Origin of the sequence: Sphaerisporangium perillae (assembly GCF_023276435.1) — a bacterium.
Lineage (GTDB): Bacteria > Actinomycetota > Actinomycetes > Streptosporangiales > Streptosporangiaceae > Sphaerisporangium > Sphaerisporangium perillae.
Genome location: NZ_JALLPO010000018.1, coordinates 1 through 22201, shown reverse-complemented (window position 1 = coordinate 22201; position 22201 = coordinate 1). Strand labels below are relative to the sequence as shown.

Sequence of the window (22201 nt, the reverse complement as noted above, 5' to 3'; positions counted from 1 at the left end):
GGGACTCACGGGTAGCCTTCGGTCGGTCGTACGGCTTTCGCCTCAACCTCCCAAACTGTGCAGAACGAATGAGGGGCCATGAAAGGACGCGTGCTGGTCGTCGACGACGACGCCGCTCTCGCCGAGATGCTCGGCATTGTCCTTCGGGGCGAGGGCTTCGAGCCGTCGTTCGTATCCGACGGAGACAAGGCTCTCGACGCGTTCCGTGACACCCGCCCGGATCTGGTCCTTCTCGACCTGATGCTTCCCGGGGCCGACGGCATCGACGTGTGCCGGCGCATCCGCGCGGAGTCCGGCGTGCCGATCGTCATGCTGACCGCCAAGAGCGACACGATCGACGTGGTGCTCGGCCTCGAGTCCGGGGCGGACGACTACATCGTCAAGCCGTTCAAGCCCAAGGAGCTCGTCGCCCGCGTCCGGGCGAGGCTGCGCCGCACGGACGAGCCGACGCCCGAGGTGCTGCAGATCGGCGACATCACCATCGACGTCGCCGGCCACTCGGTCAAGCGTGAAGAGGAGACCGTCAACCTCACCCCGCTGGAGTTCGACCTGCTGGTCGCGCTCGCCCGCAAGCCGCGCCAGGTGTTCACCCGCGAGGTGCTGCTCGAGCAGGTCTGGGGTTACCGTCACGCGGCCGACACGCGGCTCGTCAACGTGCACGTGCAGCGGCTCCGCGCCAAGATCGAGAAGGATCCCGAGCACCCCGAGATCGTGGTGACCGTCCGCGGCGTCGGATACAAGGCCGGCCCGGCGTAGTCGGCGCCGCCGCCTCGCCGTGACCTCCGGACATCCGATGGCCTCCCCGACCTCCTCCGGCACCGGCCGCACCGCGGGCAGGCCCAAGCCGAAGAAGAAGGTCCGGCGCACCCCTCGCCAGATCGTGCGAGGCGCCCGCCGGCGGGCCCGGCGCGCCGCCGGGCGGGTACGCCGCGTCTGGCGTCGCTCGCTGCAGCTCAGGGTGGTCACCAGCACGCTGGTCATCTCCATGATCGTGGTCGTGGTGCTCGGCGTCTTCCTGCTGCAGATGATCAAGACGGCGGTGCTGGACGGCCGCAAGCAGACGGCGATCGCGGAGGCCCAGGCGAACGTCACGACGGTCGCGGGTTACCTCGACCGGCCGGCGGTCGCCACCGCCAAGCAGTCCACCTCGGCGCAGAGCGACGAGTCCGACACATCCATGAAGAAAGCGGTCGACCAGGCGGCGGACGCGCTCGCCCGCCGCGCCGACGCGCGCTACAGCGTCGTCATCCTCAGCGACTACCTCGTCGGGGAGGGCCGCGGCACCGGGAACATCGACCAGCGCAGCGTCCCGCAGAAGCTGCGCGTCGCGGTGCGGCAGGCGAAGAACGAGCCCCAGGCGCAGTACACCTCGATGTACTACCAGGGCCAGGACACCCCGACGCCCGCCCTGGCCATCGGCGCCATGGTGCCGAATGTCTACGGGGAGTACGAGGTCTACCACTTCTTCCCGCTCAACGACGACGTGGACACCCTCTCCCAGGTCCAGCAGTGGCTGATCCTGGTGAGCGTGGCCCTCGTGCTCCTGCTCGCGGCCGTCGCCTCCCTGGTCACCCGGCAGGTCGTCATCCCCGTCCGGCTCACCCGCCAGGCGGCCGAGCGCCTGGCCGCAGGCCGGCTGGAGGAGCGGCTGAGGGTGCGTGGTGAGGACGACCTCGCCCGCCTCGCCGCCTCCTTCAACGAGATGGCCTCGAACCTGGCGCTGAAGATCCACCAGCTGGAGGAGCTCTCCCAGGTCCAGCGGCAGTTCGTCTCCGACGTCTCCCACGAGTTGCGCACCCCGCTGACCACCGTGCGCATGGCGGCCGACCTGCTGTACGAGAGCCGCGAGGACTTCGACCCCGCGGCGGCGCGCTCGGCCGAGCTCATGCAGAACCAGCTCGAGCGCTTCGAGTCGATGCTGGCCGACCTGCTGGAGATCAGCCGCTACGACGCGGGCGCGGCGACGCTCGACGTCGACTCGGTCGACATGCGCGACGTGGTGCTGAGGGCGGTCGGCGACTCCCAGCCGCTCGCCGAGCGCAAGGCCACCCGCCTGGACCTGCGGCTGCCCAACGAGCCGTGCATGGCCGAGGTCGACAGCCGCAGGGTCGAGCGCATCCTGCGCAACCTGCTGTTCAACGCCATCGAGCACGGCGAGGGGCGCGACATCGTGGTCACGCTCGGCGCCGATCGCGACGCGGTGGCGGTGGCGGTACGCGACCACGGCGTGGGGCTCAAGCCGGGCGAAGAGAACATGGTCTTCGACAGGTTCTGGCGCGCCGACCCGTCCAGGGCGCGCACCATCGGCGGCACGGGCCTCGGCCTCGCGATCTCCCGCGAGGACGCCATCCTCCACGGCGGATGGCTCCAGGCCTGGGGCATCCCCGGCGAGGGGTCGCAGTTCCGCCTGTCGCTGCCCCGGCAGGCCGGGTCCGACCTGCGCGGATCACCGCTGCCGCTGGTGCCGCCGGAGATCGAGATGCGGCGCACGTGGCGAGGGCAGGCCACCCCCGTTCTCTCCCCGGCCATCGAAGGAGGCTTCGATGGCGACTAAGGGCGCCTACCGCGGGCTCGCCGTGGTCCTCGCGGCCCTGGTCTCGGCCGCGTGCTCCACCGTTCCGACGGGAGGGAACGTCTTCTCCGCACGCGGTGGCAGAGGGGGCGACGCGCTCAGCCAGCCCTACGTGCGGATCCTCGCCTCCCCGCCGAAGCCGCAGGGCTCGCCCCTGGAGATCGTCACCGGGTTCCTCGCCGCGGCGGCGAGCTTCGACGACCCCCTGCGCACGGTGGCCCGGCAATACCTCACGGGTGAGGCGCAGCGCACCTGGAGCCCCTTCGACGCGGTGACCGTCTACGAGGGGATCGCCGGCACCGACACCCCCAGAGTCGACATCCAGCAGGCCCACGTGGCCCTGAAGGGCACCGTCCTCGGCACCCTCGACGGAGACGGCCACTACGTGCCGAGCGACGCCCAGGCGGGCAGCGATATGAACAAGGGATTCACGCTCGTGAAGGTGAGCGGCGAGTGGCGCATCTCGTCGGCCCCCTCGGGGCTGCTGCTGTCGGAGGACGACTTCAAGCGCGCCTACCGGTCCTTCGACTTGTACTTCGTGGCCTACCAGAGGGCGGGCCTGGTGACCGACCAGGTGCGCGTGCCGATCAACCCCAGTGAGGGGCTGGCCAAGTCCCTGGTCCACCGGCTGCTCGTCGGCCCGACGACGCCGCTCAGGGGCGCCGTCGAGTCCGCCTTCGGGCCGAACGTCGACGTCAACAACGTCCAGGTGGAGAACGACACCGTCGTGGTCGACTTCACCTACGGCGTCGTCGACTCCGTCCTGACCCAGGGCAACAGAGAGGCGCTGTCCGCCCAGCTGTCGTGGACGCTGAAGCCGCTCACCGAGTCGCGGCGCATCGAGGTGCGGGTCAACGGCGAGCAGTTCCCCGGCGGGCCCTTCATCATCGATCCGCGGGACTACGACCGGTTCGACCCGGACGTGCTCTCGCAGCCGCAGGCCTACTACCTGCAGCAGGGCAAGGTGCGCACGGTCGACAAGGAGCGCGACAACCCGCCTGTGGCCGGCGTCGGAGCCGTCCAGGCGCGGCAGTTCAGCCACATGGCCGTGTCCGGCGACCAGGCCTTCAAGGTCGCCGCGCTGGAGAAGGCCGGAGGGGTCTACGTCAGCGGCATCAACCCCGGCAGCGAGTGGCAGCGCTGGATCGACGGCGCCAAGCTCACCCCGCCGTCCTGGGACCGTTACGGCGACGTCTGGTCGGTGTCCCAGCAGGGGCCGCGCAAGGCGCAGGTCCTCAGGGCGCACGACGCCACCCGGCAGGTGCCGGTCAGCGCGCCCGGCCTGGAGTCCACCGACGTCAAGGCGTTCCGCGTGGCGCGGGACGGTGCCCGGGTGGCCGTCATCTCCGACGACGGGCACGGCCAGCGCGTGCTCGTCGGCTCGATCAACAGGAGCGATTGGCGCATCCAGAACCTGCGCACGCTGGTCCCGGCGAACGACGGCCAGGAGATCACCGACATCGCGTGGCAGGACGCGAGCACGCTTCTCGTCCTGATGAAGACCAAGGCAGATCGCGACCTGAGCGCCTGGTCGGTCACGCAGGGCGTGCGGGTCGACGCGCTGAAGGCCGTGGCCGGCATCGAGACCGTCACCGCCGGCCCCGACCCGAGTCTCGTCCTGGCCGGCACGGCCGACGGCGAGATCCTGGCCTGGAACCCCCAGAAGAGCCAGTGGACCACCCTCGTCAAGAGCGGCGCCGATCCCCCGGTCTACCCCCTCGGCTGACGCCCGCCCTGCCGCCCGCCTTTCAGACGCCGGTACGGCGCCACTGGACGGCGGCCGGTCGGTGCCGGTGGCGGCGGGCCTCGTGCGGACGGTCGCTGATTGATCCGGGCAGGGGCCGGTCTCCTGTGGACAGTGGCCGGTTGATCCCGCTTCGGGTGGGTGGCCTGTGAACGAGTGCGCGATCGCGGCCGGTCCTGTCGGTGGCGGGGCGCAGTCTGGCCGGGTGCTGACCGCCCTTCTCGATCTGATTTCGCTCCGCTCCTGCGTCGGGTGCGCCCGGCCCGGCGCCGCCCTCTGCACCGCCTGCGCGGCGGAGTTGCACGGCGATCCCGGCCCGAGGCCGCCCAGCCCGCCGCCGCGCGGGCTTCCCGACTGCTGGTCGGCCGCCCGCTACGAGGGTGTGATCCGCCGGGCCATCCTCGACTACAAGGAGAAGGGCCGCACCGTGCTGGCGCCGCCCCTCGCCGCCTGCCTGGCGTCCACGCTGCTGGCGGCGTTGCACGCCCGAGGAGTCCGGCCGGGTGAGCCGTTCGCGCTGGTCCCCGTTCCGAGCTCCCGCCGGTCCGTGCGGCGGCGCGGCCACGACCCCGTCCGCCGCCTGGCGGCGCTCGCGGCGGGTCACCTGCGAGCACGAGGATGGCCGGTCACGCCGGCGCCGCTTCTCGCGCAGGCGCGGCGGGTGAGCGACCAGGCGGGGCTGAGCGCTCCGGAGAGGGCCGCGAATCTCGGCGGGGCCTTCCGGGTGCGTCCTGCGCGCCGCGCCGCCGAGCGGCCCGCCCAGGAGCCCTGGGCCCCCGTGGCGTCACCGGCGACCACCTCGGTGGCGGCACCTGCGGCGGCCTTGCCGGCGGCTCCTGCGGACGCGGGGGTGGCGGTTCCGGTGGTGGTGCTCGTGGACGATGTCGTCACCACGGGCACCACGCTGGCGGAGGCGGCGCGGGCGCTGCGCCGCGAGGGCGTGGCGGTGCCGCTCGCGGTCACCCTGGCCGCCACATCGCGCCGGGTGCGACACGCCCGGGTTAGATCAAAATTCTAAAGATTACGTAGTGTAACGATCGGGTCAAATCCTCGGCACGGCCATGTGATGATCTGTGCCGAGTGCATGTCGTGAATCCTCCTGATCAGCGGATACGGGAAAGCCCTTGTAGAGCAGGGCTGAGCATCGTCAACGGCTGGTCTGGGGACGGCCTTGTAGCCCCAAGCAAATCACTCAAAGTGATCGTTTGGCCGGTCTCGCGGCTGACATTCGGCCCGGTAGCGACTAGCGTTCGAGCCATGGCACCCGTTCGGGTCCGTGGTTGCGCCGGACCGACCCCCGCAAGGGGACCGGACTGGCTAGCCGATGCCAGCCGCAGGCGAAACGGCCCACGTAAGGCGACTCTTCGTCGACCGATCACGGTGCGGCTTAGAGGTAAGTCCTGCCTTCCCGGAGGTCCAGATGTCCTCCGCAAGAAGAGAAGGGCAGTAGTGGCGACTGAGCCGCGAACCCCTCAGCAGGCGGATGTGGGGACGAAGACCAGGTCGGCCGGACGGGTGCCCTCCTCGCAGTCGAGACGAAGGGGGGCCTTTGAGTGGACATCATCGTCAAGGGACGGCACACCAGTGTGAGTGACCGCTTCCGCGATCATGTGACAACGAAGCTGGCCAGGATCGAACGACTGGACAACAAGCTCATACGCGTTGATGTGGAGGTTTCGAAAGAAGCGAACGTGCGGGCGACCGACGAGCGCGAGCGAGTGGAGCTGACCATCCACTCCAAGGGACCGGCGGTGCGCGCTGAGGCGTCCGCCGACGACCGGTTCGCGGCACTCGACATCGCCCTCGGCAAGCTCGAGGGACGGCTGCGGCGCATCGCCGATCGCCGGAAGGTCCACCACGGCAACCACTGCCCCCCATCGGTCGCTGAGCTGACCTCCGCGTTGGCCGACAACTACGAGCCCTTGCCCGAGCCGCTTCCGTCCGAGCCCGAGATGCAGGAGAAGGCCGCCGGGAAGCCGCCGCGCGAGGAGGCAGGCTACTCGGAACCCATCGTCCCGATCGAGATGGACGGCGACGGGCCCCTCGTCGTCCGCGAGAAGTTCCACAAGGCCGACGCGATGACCATCGAGCAGGCGCTGCTGGAGATGGAGCTCGTCGGCCACGACTTCTACCTGTTCAGGGACAAGGAGTGCGGGCACCCGAGCGTCGTGTACCGGCGTGTCGGGTACGCATACGGCGTGTTGCGGCTCGTAGAACAGTAACCAACGCGTTCGATGATCCTCTCGACCACCCCCGCGCGCCGGAAACCCGTGTAATGATGGCGGTTCCGACGGCGCGGGAGCGCCGCGCGGTAGGGATCGACCTACCGGCGCGATCGGCTCCCCACGAGGAGGAGGCGTGACGCAGACCGACGAAACGGCCGGCCACTCCGGGCGTGACGAGCCGATCCGCGTGCTGATCGTGGACGATCACGCGCTGATCCGGCGGAGCCTGGAACTGGCGCTGGCCGCGGAGCCGGACATCGAAGTGGTCGGCGAGGCGAGTGACGGTCAGGAGGCGGTCGAGATCGCCGACCGCCTCCTCCCGGACGTCGTTCTGATGGACGTCCGGATGCCCCGGCAGGGCGGCATCGAGGCGACACGGGTGATCAAGGCGTCGGTGCCGAGCGCGCGCATCGTCATGCTGACCGTGAGCGACGAGGAAGAGGACCTCTTCGAGGCGATCAAGGCGGGAGCCACCGGCTACCTGCTCAAGGACGTGCAGATCGACGAGGTGCCCGACGCCGTCCGCGGCGTCCACGAGGGCCAGTCCCTGATCAACCCCGCGATGGCGGCCAAGCTGATCAGCGAGTTCGCCAACATGAGCCGCAAGGAGGCCGAACGCCCACCGCAGCTGCCGGTGCCGCGGCTGACCGAGCGCGAGATGGAGGTGCTGCGCCTGGTCGCCAAGGGCATGAACAACCGGGAGATCGCCAAGCAGCTCTTCATCTCCGAGAACACCGTCAAGAACCACGTACGCAACATCCTGGAGAAGCTCCAGCTCCACTCCCGCATGGAAGCCGTCGTCTACGCGGTCAGAGAGCGTCTCCTCGAGATCACCTGATCGCGCTCGCCCCCGCGAAGACTCCGTTCAGGGAGTGGCGGGGGTGTGGCGCAGGGCCGCTTCGAGGGGGGCCGCGAGTTCTGGGAGGCTGACGCGCTCTACGCGCACGTCATCGCAGCCGACCCAGGCGGCGGCCTCCCAGAGCGCGTCGCTCATCGCCTCGACCACGCCGGCGCGTGCCGCGCCGCCGCGCCCGGCCGACGGTTCGAAGCCGACTTGCCTGGCCACGAACGTCGACCCCTCGCGGGCGGGGTCCACCCGCCCGATCAGGCGGCCTCCCGCCAGCACCGGCATGGTGAAGTAGCCGTGGACCCGCTTGTCCTTCGGCACGTAGGCCTCCAGCCGGTGGGTGAAGCCGAAGACCCGCTCGGTGCGGGCGCGGTCCCAGACCAGGGAGTCGAAGGGGGACAGCGGGGTGGTGCGGTGCCGGCCGCGCGGCGCGGTCTCGAGCGCGGCGGGATCGGCCCACGCGTTGGACCGTCTTCCGCCGCCCGTCGCGCGCCCGTCGCCCCAGCCGCCGACGCGTACGGGGACGAGCCCGGCGGAGCCGTCGAGCAGCGCTTCGTCCAGCAGTGCCGCGTACGCGCCGCGCAGCCGCAGGAAGTCGGTCAGGTCGGCACGGGTGGCGACCCCGAGGGCGCGGCCGGCGATGCGGGCGAGCCGCACGATGCACTCGGCGTCGGTGAGCTCCTCGCCAAGAAGGGCGGGCTGGATCACCCGGTCGGCCACGTCGTAGACGCGGCGCCAGCCGACCCTGCGCGTGCAGACGACCTCGCCGATGTCGAGGAGGAACTCCACGGAGATCTTGACGTCCGACCAGTCCCACCACGGCCCGCCGTTCTTGGCGCCGCCGAGCTCGGTCGTGGTGAGCGGCCCTTCGTTCCTGACCTGCTCGAGCACCTTGCCGATCGTCGGCGGGACCTCGTGCCAGCGGCCTCCACGCGCGCGGTAGGCCCGGCGGCGGAAGGCGTAGAGCGGCCAGTCGTCGATCGGGAGGATGCAGGCGGCGTGGCACCAGTATTCGAAGGCGGCGGCGGGCTCGTGCCAGTAGGCCCGCTCGACCTTGGCTCTTGCGACCGAGCCGAGCCGCGCGTACGCCACCAGCTCGTGGGAGCGGGCCAGAACGGAGATGGTGTCGAGCTGCACGGCGGCCAGGCGGCGCAGCATGGCGGTCACCCCGCCCCGGCGGGAGTCGGCTCCGAGGAACCCTTGCGCGCGGAGGATGATCCGGCGGGCCTCGTCGGCGGACAGGTCGATCGCGGGGGCGGGGAAACCGTTAGGCATGAGTCGATGGTAGGGCGTGCCACCGACAAAACCGCTATGCAGGTGTCGCGGCGGCATCCGCCGGCGAAGGGGTCATGCGGGTGTCGTCCCGGCCGGGGCCGGGACGACGGTCAGGCGCGGTCGCCGTGGTGCTCGAAGGGCGAGTGGTGCTCCTGGACCGCGATGGTGCGGGGGGCGTCCTCGATGACGTCGGAGAAGACGTCGAAGACCAGTGCGAGGATGCCGCCGACCGCGATGACGCCGCCGCCGCCGAACCAGAAGAGCAGCCAGTTGGGGCCGATCATGAGAGCGGCGCCGCCGATCACGAACCCGACCAGGATCACGGTCACGGCAAGCCACGACGATGCCCGCCCGGCGTGCGACTGACCGCTATGTGCTTGCGCCGGTGCGCTGTCGGCCATCCCGACTCCTTGTTCTCGTTCGATTTTCCGTGCGGTCGGAGGGGCGCCCGGAGGCAAAGATTCCCTCCCCTTACCATCGCACGATATACAACGTCACCGCCGGTGCCGCAGGCCGTACCCCGGGAAGGTCGCTGGTGGAGGGTGGGTGAAGCCTTCACGGTCCCAACAGCGTCTTTGACGATGGCTGTGTCCGGTGGTGAAACCGCCTACCATGGTCCGGGGAACCATGTCTCGTCCTCTCCTCCGCAGCCGTCGGGCCGCGGTACAGACCTGCGAGGAGCTTTACAAAAAGTGCCAGCCATTCTCGACAAGATTCTTCGCGCCGGCGAGGGCAAGGTCCTGCGCAAGCTGAAGCGGATCTCCGAGCAGGTCAATTCCATCGAGTCCGACTTCACCAGCCTCAGCGACGCCGAGCTGCGCGCGCTGACCGCTGAGTTCAAGCAGCGTCACACCGACGGCGAGTCGCTCGACGATCTGCTTCCCGAAGCGTTCGCGACCGTGCGCGAGGCGGCCCGCAGGGTCCTCGGACAGCGCCACTTCGACGTGCAGATCATGGGCGGCGCCGCGCTCCACCTCGGCAACATCTCCGAGATGCGCACCGGTGAGGGCAAGACCCTGACCTGTACGCTCCCCGCGTACCTCAACGCGATCTCCGGCGATGGCGTCCACGTCGTCACGGTCAACGACTACCTGGCCAAGCGTGACGCCGAGAACATGGGCCGCGTGCACCGCTTCCTCGGGCTCGAGGTCGGCGTCATCCTCGCCAACATGGCGCCGGACGAGCGCCGCAAGCAGTACAACGCCGACATCACCTACGGCACGAACAACGAGTTCGGCTTCGACTACCTGCGCGACAACATGGCGTGGTCGCTGGAGGAGTGCGTCCAGCGCGGTCACAACTACGCGATCGTGGACGAGGTCGACTCCATCCTCATCGACGAGGCCCGCACGCCGCTGATCATCTCCGGTCCCGGCGAGCAGTCCGGCAAGTGGTACCAGGAGTTCGCCAAGATCGTCCCCCGCCTCCGCCGCGGTGTCGAGGGCAAGGACGGCGAGGAGAGCACCGGCGACTACATCGTCGACGAGAAGAAGCGCACGGTCGGCGTCCTCGAGGCCGGTGTCGAGCGGGTCGAAGACTGGCTCGGCATCGACAACCTGTACAAGCCCGAGCACACCCACCTCGTCGGCTTCCTCAACAACGCCATCAAGGCCAAAGAGCTCTACAAGAAGGACAAGGACTACATCGTCGTCGACGGTGAGGTCCTGATCGTCGACGAGTTCACCGGCCGCGTCCTGCACGGCCGCCGCTACAACGAGGGCATGCACCAGGCCATCGAGGCCAAGGAGGCCGTGAAGGTCAAGGACGAGAACCAGACCCTCGCGACCGTCACGCTGCAGAACTACTTCCGCCTGTACTCCAAGCTCGCCGGCATGACCGGCACGGCGACCACCGAGGCGAACGAGTTCCACCAGACCTACAAGCTCGGCGTCATCCCGATCCCGACGAACCGGCCGATGATCCGCAAGGACCAGGCCGACGTGGTCTACAAGACCGAGGACGCCAAGTTCAACGCCTGCGTCCAGGACATCAAGGAGCGCTTCGAGAAGGGCCAGCCGGTCCTCGTCGGCACCACCTCGGTGGAGAAGTCCGAGAAGCTCTCCAAGGCGCTCAAGCGCGCCGGCGTCACCCACGAGGTCCTGAACGCGAAGAACCACGCCCGTGAGGCGACGATCGTCGCCGAGGCGGGCCGCAAGCACGCCGTGACCGTCGCCACCAACATGGCCGGTCGAGGCACCGACATCATGCTCGGCGGCAACCCCGAGTTCCGCGCCGACATCGAGCTGCAGCAGCGCGGCCTGTCCCCGTCGGAGACGCCCGACGAGTACGAGAAGGCCTGGCCCGAGGCTCTCGAGAAGGCCAAGGAGGCCGTCAAGGCCGAGCACGACGAGGTCACCGAGCTGGGCGGCCTGTACGTCCTCGGCACCGAGCGCCACGAGTCCCGCCGCATCGACAACCAGCTCCGCGGCCGGTCCGGCCGGCAGGGCGACCCGGGCGAGTCCCGCTTCTACCTGTCCCTCGAGGACGACCTGATGCGGCTGTTCAACTCCGCCCGCGTCGAGATGATCATGACGCGGCTGAACATCCCCGAGGACGTGCCGATCGAGTCGGGCATCGTCTCCAAGGCCATCGCCTCCGCTCAGCACCAGGTCGAGCAGCAGAACTTCGAGATCCGCAAGGACGTTCTGAAGTACGACGAGGTCATGAACCGCCAGCGCAAGGTGATCTACGCCGAGCGCCACCGCGTCCTGGAGGGCGCCGACCTGCACGAGCAGGTGCGCGAGTTCATCACCGAGGTCGTCGACGGGTACGTCCAGGCGGCGACCGCCGAGGGGTTCGCCGAAGAGTGGGACCTCGACAAGCTCTGGAAGGCCTTCCAGCAGCTCTACCCGATCTCGGTCACGGTCGACGAGCTCATCGAGCAGGAGGCCGGCGGCGAGCGGGAGAACCTCACGCCGCAGATCCTCGGCGACTGGGTCAAGGCCGACGCCCTCGCGGCGTACGACCGGCGCGAGGAGGAGCTCGGCGCCGAGAGCGTGCGCGAGGTGGAGCGGCGGGTCATCCTCTCGGTGCTCGACCGCAAGTGGCGCGAGCACCTTTACGAGATGGACTACCTCCGTGACGGCATCGCGCTGCGGGCGTACGCCCAGCGCGACCCGGTGATCGAGTACCAGCGCGAGGGCTTCGACATGTTCGCCGCCATGCTGGACGGGATCAAGGAGGAGTCGGTCGGCTTCCTGTTCAACCTCGAGATCGAGGTGCAGGACAACCCGATCGTCGAGGAGGTCGCACCGCAGGACGCCGGTGTCTCCGAGGCGCAGGCGATCATCTCCAAGGCGCTGCGCCGTCCGCAGCGGCCCACCGAGATGATCTACAGCGCCCCGGGCGAGAGCGGCGACGTGGAGCAGACCCGGGTCCGCACCACGGCCGAGGAGCGCGCCGCCTACGGCAACGTCGAGCGCAACGCCCCCTGCCCCTGCGGCTCCGGCAAGAAGTACAAGCGCTGCCACGGCGACCCGAAGAACACCAACGCCTGACCCGCCACGCCATAGCCGCCGGAACGGCCCCGCGACCCCTTTGTGGGTCGCGGGGCCGTTCGCGTGAGCGCTGCGGATGTGGTCAGGCCGTCTCGAACTCGGTGCACAGCCACTGGACGCCGTGCCGTTCCAGGCGGAGCGCCAGGACGTGGCTGCGCTCCCCGCAGTGGATCAGCAGGCACGCCTCGACGGCCCCGTCACGTGGCTGCTTGACGTGGGGCAGCGCGACGAGCGGCGGCCGTCTGGTGTGGATCATCTTGCCGGCGCGCACCAGCTCGGCGTACGCCCTCTCGGTCAGCCGGTCGGCGACCGTGCTGGGTGACCGCCGGCCCGCCAGTATCTCGGCGAGGGCCTGCCCGAGGCCGCGCAGCCTGCGCTCGTCGGGCGGCGAGCCCGCCGCGCGGAGACGAGGACCCGCGGGCCGTGCTTCCCGAACCGGGCCGCCCGCAACCCGCCTCTCGTGCGGTGCGCCGCCCGCGACCGCCGTCTCGTGTGGTGCGCCGTACGTGCCCGGCGTCTCGTGCGGTGCGCCGTACGAGGCCGGCGAGCCGTACGGGGCCGGCGTCTCGAGCGGGGGGTCGTAGGAGAGGGCGAGGGCGCCCTGGGTGGGGGGCGGGGGTGCGAAGCCCGGGGCGCGCTCGTCGTCGTAGGGCGGGTCGGCCGGGGGAACGGAACGCAGGCGAGGGAGCGTGACCGGGCGGGAGGGGCGTGGCATCGGGCACTCCGGTGTCGTCGGGGATTGACGAACTATGGAGTTTCCGGCCCCGCCCACTGATACCGGCGCGGCCAACTTGCCGGCCAGGCGTGCGGTTCGTACGGATTGCGGGCGGAACGATCACCTCGAGTTGGCGTGTCCGCTCGCGAAGAGCTCCATATTCGGGCGGTCGCCGGCCACATCGGTGGCCGTCCGAAAATGCCTGCCGGCGGCGTTCCGATGGGGCAAGGGCCTGCTGGTGCTCGGGGCGGCGACGCTCAGGGTGCCGGGGTCCGCGAGCCCGCGACGCTCAGGGTGCCGGGGTCCGCGTGCCGGGCGATGACCCGGTGGCCTCGCCCGCGTCGATGTCCGGCTCGGGCTCGCGCCCCGGGGTCAGGATGTTCAGCCGCTTGATCAGGAAGCTGAACACCACGTAGTACACCACCGCGTAGATCACCCCGAGGAGCATGATCTGCCAGAACCGGTCGGTGTTGGACTTGGTGGCGTTGAGCGTCGCGTCGATGGCGCCGGCCGAGAAGCTGAAGCCCAGATGCCCGTCCAAGGCGGCCACCAGCGCCATCGACAGCCCGGTGAGCAGAGCGTGGATCACAAAGAGCAGCGGGGCCACGAAGATGAACGCGAACTCGATCGGCTCGGTGATCCCGGTGACGAAGGCCACGAGCGCCGCCGAGATCATGATGCCGCCGACGGCACGCCGGCGGTGCGGCGGCGCGGCCCGCCAGATGGCGATGGCGGCGGCGGGCAGGCCGAACATGATGACGGGGAAGAACCCGGCCATGAACTCGCCCGATCCCGGGTTGCCCTGCAGGTAGCAGGTGAGATCCCCGGTGAACTGCTTGCCGCCGACCGTGCAGTCGGGCACCTGGAACCACACGATGGAGTTCAGGAAGTGGTGCAGCCCGAAGGGGATGAGCAGCCGGTTGGCGACGCCGTAGATCCCCGCCCCGGCCGTGGAGTGGTCCGCGAGCCACCGGCCGAACGTCGTCATCCCCTCGCCCACGGGCTGCCAGAGCAGGCCGAAGACGACGCCGAGGATGAGCGCCGCGAACGCCGTGACGATGGGGACGAACCGGCGGCCGCCGAAGAACGCCAGCCAGGTGGGCAGCTTGATGCGGTGGTAGCGCTGGTACAGCAGCGCCGCGGTGATCCCGATGACGATGCCGCCGAGCACGCCGGTCGGGTTGCCCGACGCCAGGTCGATGACCTCCACCGGCTTGCCGTCGGTGCCGACGACCGTCTGGGCGACCCGGGCGTGCACGACGTACCCGGAGGCGTCGAAGAACATCAGCCGGGACACCCGGTCGAAGACCAGGTAGCCGATCAGCGCGGCGAGCGCCGTGGAGCCGTCGGAGCGGCGGGCGAACCCGACGGCCACGCCGATGGCGAACAGGAGGGGAAGGTTGTCGAAGAGCACCCCGCCCGCGCCCCCCACGACCTCTGCGATCTTGTCGAGGGCGGCGTTGTCGGTCCGTCCGAGCAGGTCGTCCTGGCCGAGCCGGAGCAGCAGGCCGGCCGCGGGGAGGGCGGCGATGGGCAGCATCAGGGAACGGCCGATGCGGGACAGGACCGCCATGAGGGCCGATATGCGCGAGGGCGACGCGGGCAGATCGGCGTCGGCCGAAGGGGGGCTCATCGGCTTCCTCCAGATATGGGAAGGGAGGCTAGCTGCGCCGCGTCGGAATCTCCAGCACCGTGCGGAGCTGGTACCGATCGGCACGGTAGGTCGAGACCCCGAACTCGACGCAGACGCCGCCGGAGAACGACCGGCGCTGGAGGAGCAGCACGGCGCCGCCTCGCGGCAGCTTGAGCAGGTCGGCGTCGCCGGGGTCGGCGATGCCGCCGTCGATGGTCAGCTCTCCCGCGTCCAGCACCACCCCGTGGCGTGACTCGAGCAGCGCGTACAGGGATCGGCCGGACAGGTCGTGGGAGCCCAGGTCGGGCGCGAAGGAGACCGGGATGTGGGCCCGCTCGATGCACAGCGGCTCCCCGTCCGCCGTGCGCAGCCGCTCGATGAAGTGCACGGCCTCGCCCGGCTGGATGCCGAGTTCGCGTGCCAGGTGGGCGCTGGCCCGGACCACCCGCCGATCCAGGTCGCGGGAGCCGGGCTCCATGCCCCGGGCCCGCATGTCGTCGCTGAAGGAGGTGAGCCGCAGCGCCATCTCGATCTTCGGACGGGCCACGAAGGTGCCCTTGCCCGCGACGCGGTGCAGCCGCCCCTCGGACACCAGATGATCGACCGCCTGGCGTACAGTCATCCGTGACAGGCCGAAACGCTGGCAGAGCTCCCGTTCGGAGGGGATCGCCGCTCCGATGGAAAGCTCGTTGCTCTCGATGAGGTCGAGGAGGATCTCGCGAAGCTGGAAGTACTTCGGCACGGGGCTGTCGGGGTCGATCTGGGCCACTGTTGTCCTCCTCTCGATCTCTGTGCGGGGATGAGTTAAGGTTTGTGCTGGTCTAGTCCGGACTAGACCACACGCCAGAAATGAGTGTCAACGTACGGACCGGCGACGGATCGATAACGGCCCGATCTCGCCCTCCGCAGCCGAAGGACGGGCACCGATGATGACCAAGATGCGCAGCGAGATAGCCGAGCAGCCGGCCGCGCTGAGAGCCACCCTCGATGCCCTGCTGCCGAGGATCGGCGAGGTTAAGGCCCTGGCCGGGCAGACCCGGCAGCTCATCTTCATCGCCAGGGGCACCTCCGACAACGCCGCGGTCTACGGCCGCTACCTGATCGAGGCGCACGCGGGCCGGATGTCCTCGCTGGCCGCGCCCTCCATCGCGACGACCTACAAGCGCAAGCTCGACCTCACCGGCGTGCTCGCCGTCGCGCTCTCCCAGTCGGGCAAGACCGAGGAGATCGTCGAGACCCTGGCCTGGGCCAGGGACTGCGGCGCCGGCACGGTCGCGATCACCAACGGCGGAGAGCGGTCGCCGCTCGCCGAGGTCGCCCACCTGGCGCTGTGCACGCAGGCGGGCGAGGAGAAGGCCGTCCCGGCCACCAAGACCTACACCACCCAGCTCGCGGCCCTCGCCGTGCTGGCTCTCGGCCTCGGCGCGGATGTGGACGCCGCCGACCTAGACCGCGTCCCGGACGCCGTCGAGCAGCTGATCGCCGATCCGGGCGACCTCGACGCCGTGGTGGAGGGGCTGGCCGACGTGTCCGGCGTCGTGGTCTCCGGCCGCGGCATGGCGTTCTCCACCGCCCTGGAGACCGCGCTCAAGCTCAAGGAGGCGTGTTACCTGCACGCCATGGGCCTGTCGTACGCCGACCTGCTGCACGGCCCGATCGCGGTCGTGGACGAGCGCACGCCCGCGCTGCTGGTCGCGGCCGACGAGGGCCCCACGCTGCCCGGCACCGTGGCCCTGGCCCGGCGGGTGACCGGCGCAGGGGCGTCGGCGTACAGCGTCGGCGGCGGCCCCGAGCTCGCCGGGGCCGCCACGGCGGCGCTCAACGGTCCCGCGCTGCCCGAGTGGGTGGCGCCGATGGGCCTCATCGTGCCGGGGCAGCTGCTGACCGAGGCCCTCGCCCGCCGGCGGGGCATCGACCCCGATTCTCCTCGCGGCCTGAACAAGGTGACGCAGACCGAATAGCGCCGCTAGCTTTGCCTCGGGCGTAATGAGGAGGACGGACATGGCGGCAGACGCCAACGCGATCATCGCCGGGCTCGGTGGCGTCGACAACATCATCGACATAGAGCCGTGCATCACCCGCCTCCGCACCGAGGTGCGTGACGCCTCCAAGGTGGACCATGCCGCGCTGAGGGCCGCCGGCGCCCACGGCGTCATGGCGGCGGGCAACGTCGTCCAGGTCGTGGTGGGGCCGGACGCCGACACGATCGCCTCCGACATCGACGATCTCATCGACTGAGACCCCGCGCCGGGTGGGAGTGACATGACGACTGTTCTCGCACCGGTGGCGGGGTACGTCGTCGGGCTGGCCGCCGTGCCCGATCCGGTGTTCTCCGAAGGCCTGGTGGGGCCGGGGACGGCCATCGACCCGGCCAGGGAGCCGGGCGAGGTGCTCGCCCCGATCTCGGGACTGATCCTCAAGCTCCACCCGCACGCCTACGTGATCGGCGGCGAGGACGGCAGGGCCGTCCTGGTCCACCTGGGCATCGACACGGTGCTGCTCAAGGGCGAGGGGTTCAGGCTCCTCGCCTGCGAGGGGGACAGGGTGCGCGCCGGGCAGCCCGTCGTCGCCTGGGACCCCGGCGCGATCGCGGCGGGGGGCAGGTCGCCGCTGTGCCCGGTGGTCGCCCTGGACGCCCGTCCCGGCACGGTCCGCGCGACCCTCGCGGCCGGCGGCGCCGTACGGGCGGGCGAGGAGCTGTTCCGGTGGGACTAGGGCCGGCGGTGCCGGCATGGGGCAGCGTGAGCCGTGGATCGGCCCCGGAGGACCGAACCCGTGGCAGCCGGCGCCGGTGGACCTCGCCGTGTGGGGCGAGGGGCGGGTATGACTGTTCGAGGGATGATGAGACCTCGCCACCCGAGTTGGGAGTGAGACCAGTGAGCCCGGGTGACGCCCACCACGAGCGAACAGTCCGTGCCTATCCAGCCACGTCCGATCCGCCCGGCGTTGGCTGGCCGTTCCCGATATAAAGCGTGTTTCGGAATAACGTGCTAGCCGTACAGCTTGTGAAACGGGTGGTCTGGACCGCCCGAACCCGCTTGAGGAGGAACCGTGGCCGAGCGCAAGGTCATCGTGGAGTCAGCTGTCGGCCTGCACGCCCGCCCTGCGGCGACGTTCGTGCAGACCGCAGCCAAGGCGCCCATCGACATCACCGTGGCCAAGCCGGGGGGCGCGCCCGTCAGCGCCAAGAGCATTCTCTCGATCTTGGCGCTGGACGTCAGGAACGGTGAGGTCATCGTGATCCACGCCGACGGTGACGGCGCCGACCAGGTCTTGGACGAGCTGGCCGCGATCGTCTCGGCCCCCTGAGACCGTTGCGAGACGGGCGCTCATGGAGAGGATGACGGGAGCCGGGGTCAGTCCCGGCGCGGGATACGGTCCGGCGTACCTTCTGGGCGCCGCCGTCCCGGAGCCCGCCGCGGGATCGCGGCACGGCGGCGATGTGGTGGCCGAGGTGGCACGGGTGGAGGCGGCCGTGGAGCGGGTGGCCGCCGAGCTGGAGGCGCGCGGTGAGGCGGCCGGCGGCGACGCGCAGGACGTGCTCGTCGCGCAGGCGCTGATCGCCCGCGATCCGGTGCTGTCCGCCGAGGTCGGCGAGCTGATCAACGCCGGTACGGCCGCCGAGCGGGCGGTCTACGAAGCTTTCATGAGATACAACGACATCCTGGCGGAGATCGGGGGATACCTCGGCCAGCGGGTGGCCGACCTGGAGGACATCCGGGACCGGGTGATCGCCGAGCTGACCGGGCGGCCGATGCCCGGGCTGCCCGAGGAGGCGGAGAAGCCGTACGTGCTGGTCGCCCACGACCTCGCGCCCGCCGACACCGCGTTGCTCTCCAAGGACATCGTCGCCGCCTTCATCACCGAGCAGGGCGGCCCGACCAGCCACACCGCGATCCTCGCCCGCGCCATGGGAGTACCGGCCGTCGTGGCGTGCGCGGGAGCGACGTCCATCGTGAACGGGACGCTGGTCCTGGTCGACGGCACCACCGGCACGGTCGGCCTGCTGCCCTCCGAGGACGAGGTCGCGATGACGATCCAGGCCGCCGAGGCCCGCGACACGGCGCTGGCCACGGCCACCGGCCCGGGCGCGACCGCGGACGGGTGGCCCGTGGCCATGCTGGCGAACATCGGGGGACCGCGCGACCTCGCGGCGGCCCTCGAATACGGCGCCGAGGGCGTCGGGCTCTACCGCACGGAGTTCCTCTTCCTCGACCGGGACCAGGCGCCCTCGGAGGAGGAGCAGGAGCAGGCCTACCGCGAGATCCTCTCCTCCTTCCCTGGCGGCCCGGTGGTGGTGCGCGTGCTCGACGCAGGCGGGGACAAGCCGCTCGGCTTCCTCCCGCCCACGGAGAACGAGCCCAACCCGGCCCTCGGCGAGCGTGGCGTGCGCATCCTGCGCATATTTCCTGATGTGATGGTCGGGCAGCTCCAGGCGCTCGCGCGCGCCGCCCAGGACGCGTCCGCGCAGGTCCAGGTCATGGCCCCGATGGTGGCGACCCCCGAGGAGGCCGCCTGGTTCGTGGGAGCGTGCCGGGCCGCGGGCCTGCGCTCCGCGGGCATCATGATCGAGGTTCCGGCCGCGGCGCTCCGGGCCGGCGACCTCGCCCCCATAGTCGACTTCTTCTCCATCGGGACCAACGACCTCGCGCAGTACGCCTTCGCGGCCGACCGCGAGGTGGGCGCGCTGACCGCCTTCCAGGACCCCTGGCAACCCGTCCTGCTCGACCTGGTGGCCATGGCCGCCTCGGCGGGCGTCCCGTGCGGCGTCTGCGGCGAGGCCTGCTCCGACCCGGCGCTCGCCTGCGTGCTCGTCGGCCTCGGCGTGACCTCGCTGTCGATGGGCGCTCCGGCGCTGCCCTGGGTACGCGCCGCGCTGGCCCGGCACACGCTCGACCAGTGCCGGGCCGCCGCCGTCGCCGCCCGGGCAGAGAGCACCGCCGAAGCCGCCCGCACCGCCGCCCGGGCCCACCTCCTCGGGCTGGCCGAACTGGGCCTCTGAGCCGCCGGCCCAGAGCTCTGGGACGCCGACCCGGGCTGCTGACCCGCCGCTGACCAGGGCCTCCGCGGCGTCGACCGCTCGGCCGTACCGCCGCCGGGGCTCACCCCTCCCCGGCCGGCCGGTGGGGGGTCGGCGACGGGGGCGACCGCCGGTGAACGACGCGGCTACGGTGGGGGCATGGCTGGTCCTCTCCCCGCAGTGGTGCTTCTGATGGTCGCGACGATGACGGCCGGATGCGCCGGCGAGCCGTCCAGGGCCGATCAGGCGCCTTCGCGTACGAGCGCGCGGCCTTCCACCAGCACCGCCGCCTCCGCCTCCGCCTCCGCGACGCCGTCGGCGAGCGCGTCCCCCCGTCCCTCGGTCGCCGCGACCCTCGCCGCGATGAGCCTTCCGGAGAAGGTCGGCCAGCTGTTCATGCCCGTTCTGTACGGCCCGCGCGCCGACGGGTCCCACAGCGAGAACCAGGCCAGATTCGGCGCGGCCACCCCCGCCGGGGCGATCAGGAAGTACCACCCGGGCGGCGTCATCCTGTTCCCCTGGGCCGGGAACGTCAGCGGCGCCGAGCAGATGGTCGCGCTGACCCGCGGCCTGCAGAAGGCGTCGAAGACCCCCCTGATCATCGCGGTCGACCAGGAGAACGGAGTCGTCTCGAGGCTCGGCCCCATCGTCACCGACGTGCCGGGAAGCATGGCCATCGGCGCCACGCGCGACCCCCGCGACGCCCGCGCCGCGGCCCGGGTCACCGGCGAGGAACTGCGCGCCCTCGGCATCAACGTGGACTTCGCGCCGGTGGCCGACGTCAACGTCAACCCGGCGAACCCGGTGATCGGCTCACGCTCGTACGGATCCGACCCGGCGCGGGTCGCTGCCATGGTCGGGGCCGCGGTGGACGGGTTCCACGACGCGGGGGTGGGCAGCGCCGCCAAGCACTTCCCCGGGCACGGCGACACCAAGGTCGACAGCCACAGCGGCCTGCCCGTCATCGGCCACACCCGCGCCCAGTGGGAGCGGCTGGACGCCCCCCCGTTCAAGGCGGCCGCCCGTCACGGCGTCGACATCGTGATGTCCGCCCACGTCGTGATGCCGAAGCTCGACCCCTCAGGGGACCCCGCGACCCTGTCCAAGCCCATCCTGACCGGGCTGCTGCGCGACAAGCTCGGCTACGACGGCGTGGTGACCACCGACGCCCTGGACATGCAGGGGGTTCGCGAGAAGTACGGGGACGCCGAGGTGGCCGTGCGGGCGATCCTCGCGGGCGTGGACCTGCTGCTCATGCCGCCCGACTTCCGCAAGGCCTACGGCGCTGTGCTCGACGCGGTGAAGTCCGGGCGCATCTCCCGCGAGCGGCTCGACCGGTCCGTCACGCGGCTGCTGACGCTGAAGGCCGCCCGGGGCATCCTGGACGGCCCCCTGGCGGGCTCCGGGGAGGCGGCCAAGGTGGTGCGCTCCGGCGAGCACCGCAAGACCGCCCAGGGCATCGCCGACCGCTCCGTGACCCCCGTCAAGGGCATCAAAGGACTCCCGGTCAAGGGGCACGTGATGGTCACCGGCCCGGCCGGCAAGCGCCTCGCGGGCATGCTGGACGGGGCGTCCGCCTCCGGCACCGGCGACACCCCGACGGCGTCCCAGATCGCGAGCGCCCGGTCGGCCGCCTCCCGGGCCGACACCGTCGTGGTCACGACCAAGGACGCGGGGCCCGCCCAGGCCCGCCTGGTGTCCGCGATGGGCGAGACCGGCAAGAAGGTGATCGTGGTGTCGATGGGCGCCCCGTACGAGCTGGCGCGGCTGCGGGGCTACGACTCGGCACTGGCCGTCTACTCCGACGGCGACGCCTCTCTCAGGGCGGCGGCCAAGGCCCTGACCGGCGCGCTCACCCCGAAGGGGGTCCTTCCGGTGGGGCTGGCCGCTGGGTAGCCGGACCACTCGGCTTACCCTGAAAGGCCCAGCTCAACTGGACCTGAGGAGCAGACGTGCTGAAGGGTGTGCTGATCGACTGGGGTGGCGTGCTGACCACCAGCCTGCACGAAGCGATCGCCGAATGGCTCGAGGCCGACGGCATCGACGCCGTGCACTACCGCGACCTCATGCGGGCGCTCGTACGACACGCCTACGAGGACGGCGCCCCCAGCGGGAACCCCACCCACGCGCCGGGGCGCGGAGAAAACGGCGTGAGCCCCATCCACGCGCCGGAGCGTGGAGAAAACGGCGAGAACCCCATCCACGCGCTGGAGCGCGGAGAGATCGACGTCGCGACGTTCGAACGCGACCTGGCCGCGCGGCTCGTCACCCGCCACGGCGCGCCACCGGTCGCCGACGGGCTGCTCACGCGGATGTTCGCCGGATTCCGCCCGGTGCAGCCGATGTACGAGATGCTGCGCGCCGCGCGATCTGCGGGCCTTGCGACCTGCCTGGTCTCCAACTCCTGGGGCAACCACTACACCCGGGACGGCTGGGACCACTACTTCGACCAGGTCGTCATCTCCGGCGAGGTCGGCATGCGCAAGCCCGAGCCGCGCATCTTCCACCACGCCCTCGGCCTCGTCGGGCTGCTCCCGCAGGAGTGCGTCTTCATCGACGACATCGAGGCCAACATCGAGGCCGCCCGCGCGCTCGGCCTCATCGGCCTGCACCACCGCGACGCCGACACGACCATCGCCGCCGTGGAAGCCCTGTGCAGCCTCCCCCTCCGCT

General features: G+C 70.9%; 19 protein-coding genes. 14 read left to right on the top strand and 5 right to left on the bottom strand.

Annotated elements, in window-relative coordinates; all coding sequences use genetic code 11:
- The first annotated feature begins 78 nt into the window (after positions 1–78).
- From mtrA to MYF83_RS18745, 6 genes are all read left to right on the top strand, one after another.
- On the top strand, positions 79–756 hold the full coding sequence (mtrA, locus tag MYF83_RS18770; protein WP_114031473.1) for an MtrAB system response regulator MtrA: 678 nt from the start codon (positions 79–81) through the stop codon (positions 754–756).
- Between the two features lie 37 nt (positions 757–793).
- Entirely contained in the window at positions 794–2554 is a 1761-nt protein-coding gene (mtrB, locus tag MYF83_RS18765; RefSeq protein WP_248961764.1) for an MtrAB system histidine kinase MtrB, read from the top strand.
- Positions 2544–4298: an LpqB family beta-propeller domain-containing protein gene (locus MYF83_RS18760; RefSeq protein WP_248961763.1), complete on the top strand. Its 1755-nt coding sequence runs from the start codon at positions 2544–2546 to the stop codon at positions 4296–4298. The genes mtrB and MYF83_RS18760 overlap by 11 nt, the downstream gene beginning before the upstream one ends.
- A 166-nt stretch (positions 4299–4464) precedes the next feature.
- Positions 4465–5334 (top strand): ComF family protein, encoded by an 870-nt coding sequence (locus MYF83_RS18755; protein ID WP_248961762.1) that lies wholly within the window; start codon positions 4465–4467, stop codon positions 5332–5334.
- A gap of 535 nt (positions 5335–5869) precedes the next feature.
- Positions 5870–6538, top strand: a complete 669-nt coding sequence (hpf, locus tag MYF83_RS18750; protein WP_248961761.1) for a ribosome hibernation-promoting factor, HPF/YfiA family — start codon at positions 5870–5872, stop codon at positions 6536–6538.
- A 136-nt stretch (positions 6539–6674) separates the two neighbouring features.
- Positions 6675–7379 (top strand): response regulator, encoded by a 705-nt coding sequence (locus tag MYF83_RS18745; RefSeq protein WP_248961760.1) that lies wholly within the window; start codon positions 6675–6677, stop codon positions 7377–7379.
- 27 nt (positions 7380–7406) lie between these two features.
- On the opposite strand, the gene MYF83_RS18740 is transcribed toward MYF83_RS18745, so the two are convergent.
- Entirely contained in the window at positions 7407–8663 is a 1257-nt protein-coding gene (locus MYF83_RS18740; protein ID WP_248961759.1) for a winged helix-turn-helix domain-containing protein, read from the bottom strand.
- Between the two features lie 110 nt (positions 8664–8773).
- Positions 8774–9064 carry an HGxxPAAW family protein gene (locus MYF83_RS18735; RefSeq protein WP_248961758.1) on the bottom strand — a complete coding sequence of 97 codons (291 nt, stop codon included), beginning with the start codon at positions 9062–9064 and terminating at the stop codon, positions 8774–8776.
- Positions 9065–9355: 291 nt separating this feature from the next.
- Between MYF83_RS18735 and secA the strand changes: the two genes are divergently transcribed.
- Positions 9356–12160 carry a preprotein translocase subunit SecA gene (gene secA / locus MYF83_RS18730; protein ID WP_248961757.1) on the top strand — a complete coding sequence of 935 codons (2805 nt, stop codon included), beginning with the start codon at positions 9356–9358 and terminating at the stop codon, positions 12158–12160.
- An 82-nt stretch (positions 12161–12242) separates the two neighbouring features.
- Here the strand turns inward: secA and MYF83_RS18725 are convergent, their stop codons facing one another.
- The 3 genes from MYF83_RS18725 to MYF83_RS18715 all read right to left on the bottom strand — a co-directional run bounded on the left by MYF83_RS18725 (position 12243) and on the right by MYF83_RS18715 (position 15277).
- On the bottom strand, positions 12243–12875 hold the full coding sequence (locus MYF83_RS18725) for an Rv3235 family protein (RefSeq protein WP_248961756.1): 633 nt from the start codon (positions 12873–12875) through the stop codon (positions 12243–12245).
- A gap of 289 nt (positions 12876–13164) precedes the next feature.
- Complete coding sequence (locus MYF83_RS18720; protein WP_248961755.1) at positions 13165–14508, bottom strand: PTS transporter subunit EIIC; 1344 nt, start codon at positions 14506–14508, stop codon at positions 13165–13167.
- 28 nt (positions 14509–14536) lie between these two features.
- The gene (locus MYF83_RS18715) at positions 14537–15277 is read right to left on the bottom strand and encodes a GntR family transcriptional regulator (RefSeq protein WP_248961754.1); all 741 of its coding nucleotides are present in this window, start codon (positions 15275–15277) and stop codon (positions 14537–14539) included.
- A 157-nt stretch (positions 15278–15434) separates the two neighbouring features.
- Between MYF83_RS18715 and MYF83_RS18710 the strand changes: the two genes are divergently transcribed.
- The 7 genes from MYF83_RS18710 to MYF83_RS18680 form a co-directional block, all read left to right on the top strand.
- Entirely contained in the window at positions 15435–16469 is a 1035-nt protein-coding gene (locus MYF83_RS18710) for an SIS domain-containing protein (protein ID WP_248961753.1), read from the top strand.
- Between the two features lie 40 nt (positions 16470–16509).
- On the top strand, positions 16510–16746 hold the full coding sequence (locus tag MYF83_RS18705) for a PTS sugar transporter subunit IIB (RefSeq protein WP_248961752.1): 237 nt from the start codon (positions 16510–16512) through the stop codon (positions 16744–16746).
- A gap of 24 nt (positions 16747–16770) precedes the next feature.
- Positions 16771–17223, top strand: coding sequence for a PTS sugar transporter subunit IIA (locus tag MYF83_RS18700; protein WP_248961751.1), 453 nt, complete (start codon positions 16771–16773; stop codon positions 17221–17223).
- A 336-nt stretch (positions 17224–17559) separates the two neighbouring features.
- A complete protein-coding gene (locus tag MYF83_RS18695) occupies positions 17560–17817 on the top strand; it encodes an HPr family phosphocarrier protein (RefSeq protein WP_248961750.1) in 258 nt (85 codons plus the stop codon).
- Positions 17818–17839: 22 nt separating this feature from the next.
- Complete coding sequence (gene ptsP / locus MYF83_RS18690; protein ID WP_248961749.1) at positions 17840–19510, top strand: phosphoenolpyruvate--protein phosphotransferase; 1671 nt, start codon at positions 17840–17842, stop codon at positions 19508–19510.
- Positions 19511–19687: 177 nt separating this feature from the next.
- A complete protein-coding gene (locus MYF83_RS18685) occupies positions 19688–21424 on the top strand; it encodes a glycoside hydrolase family 3 protein (RefSeq protein WP_248961748.1) in 1737 nt (578 codons plus the stop codon).
- Between the two features lie 56 nt (positions 21425–21480).
- The coding region (locus MYF83_RS18680; RefSeq protein ID WP_248961747.1) for an HAD family hydrolase at positions 21481–22201 on the top strand (721 nt) is incomplete at its 3' end.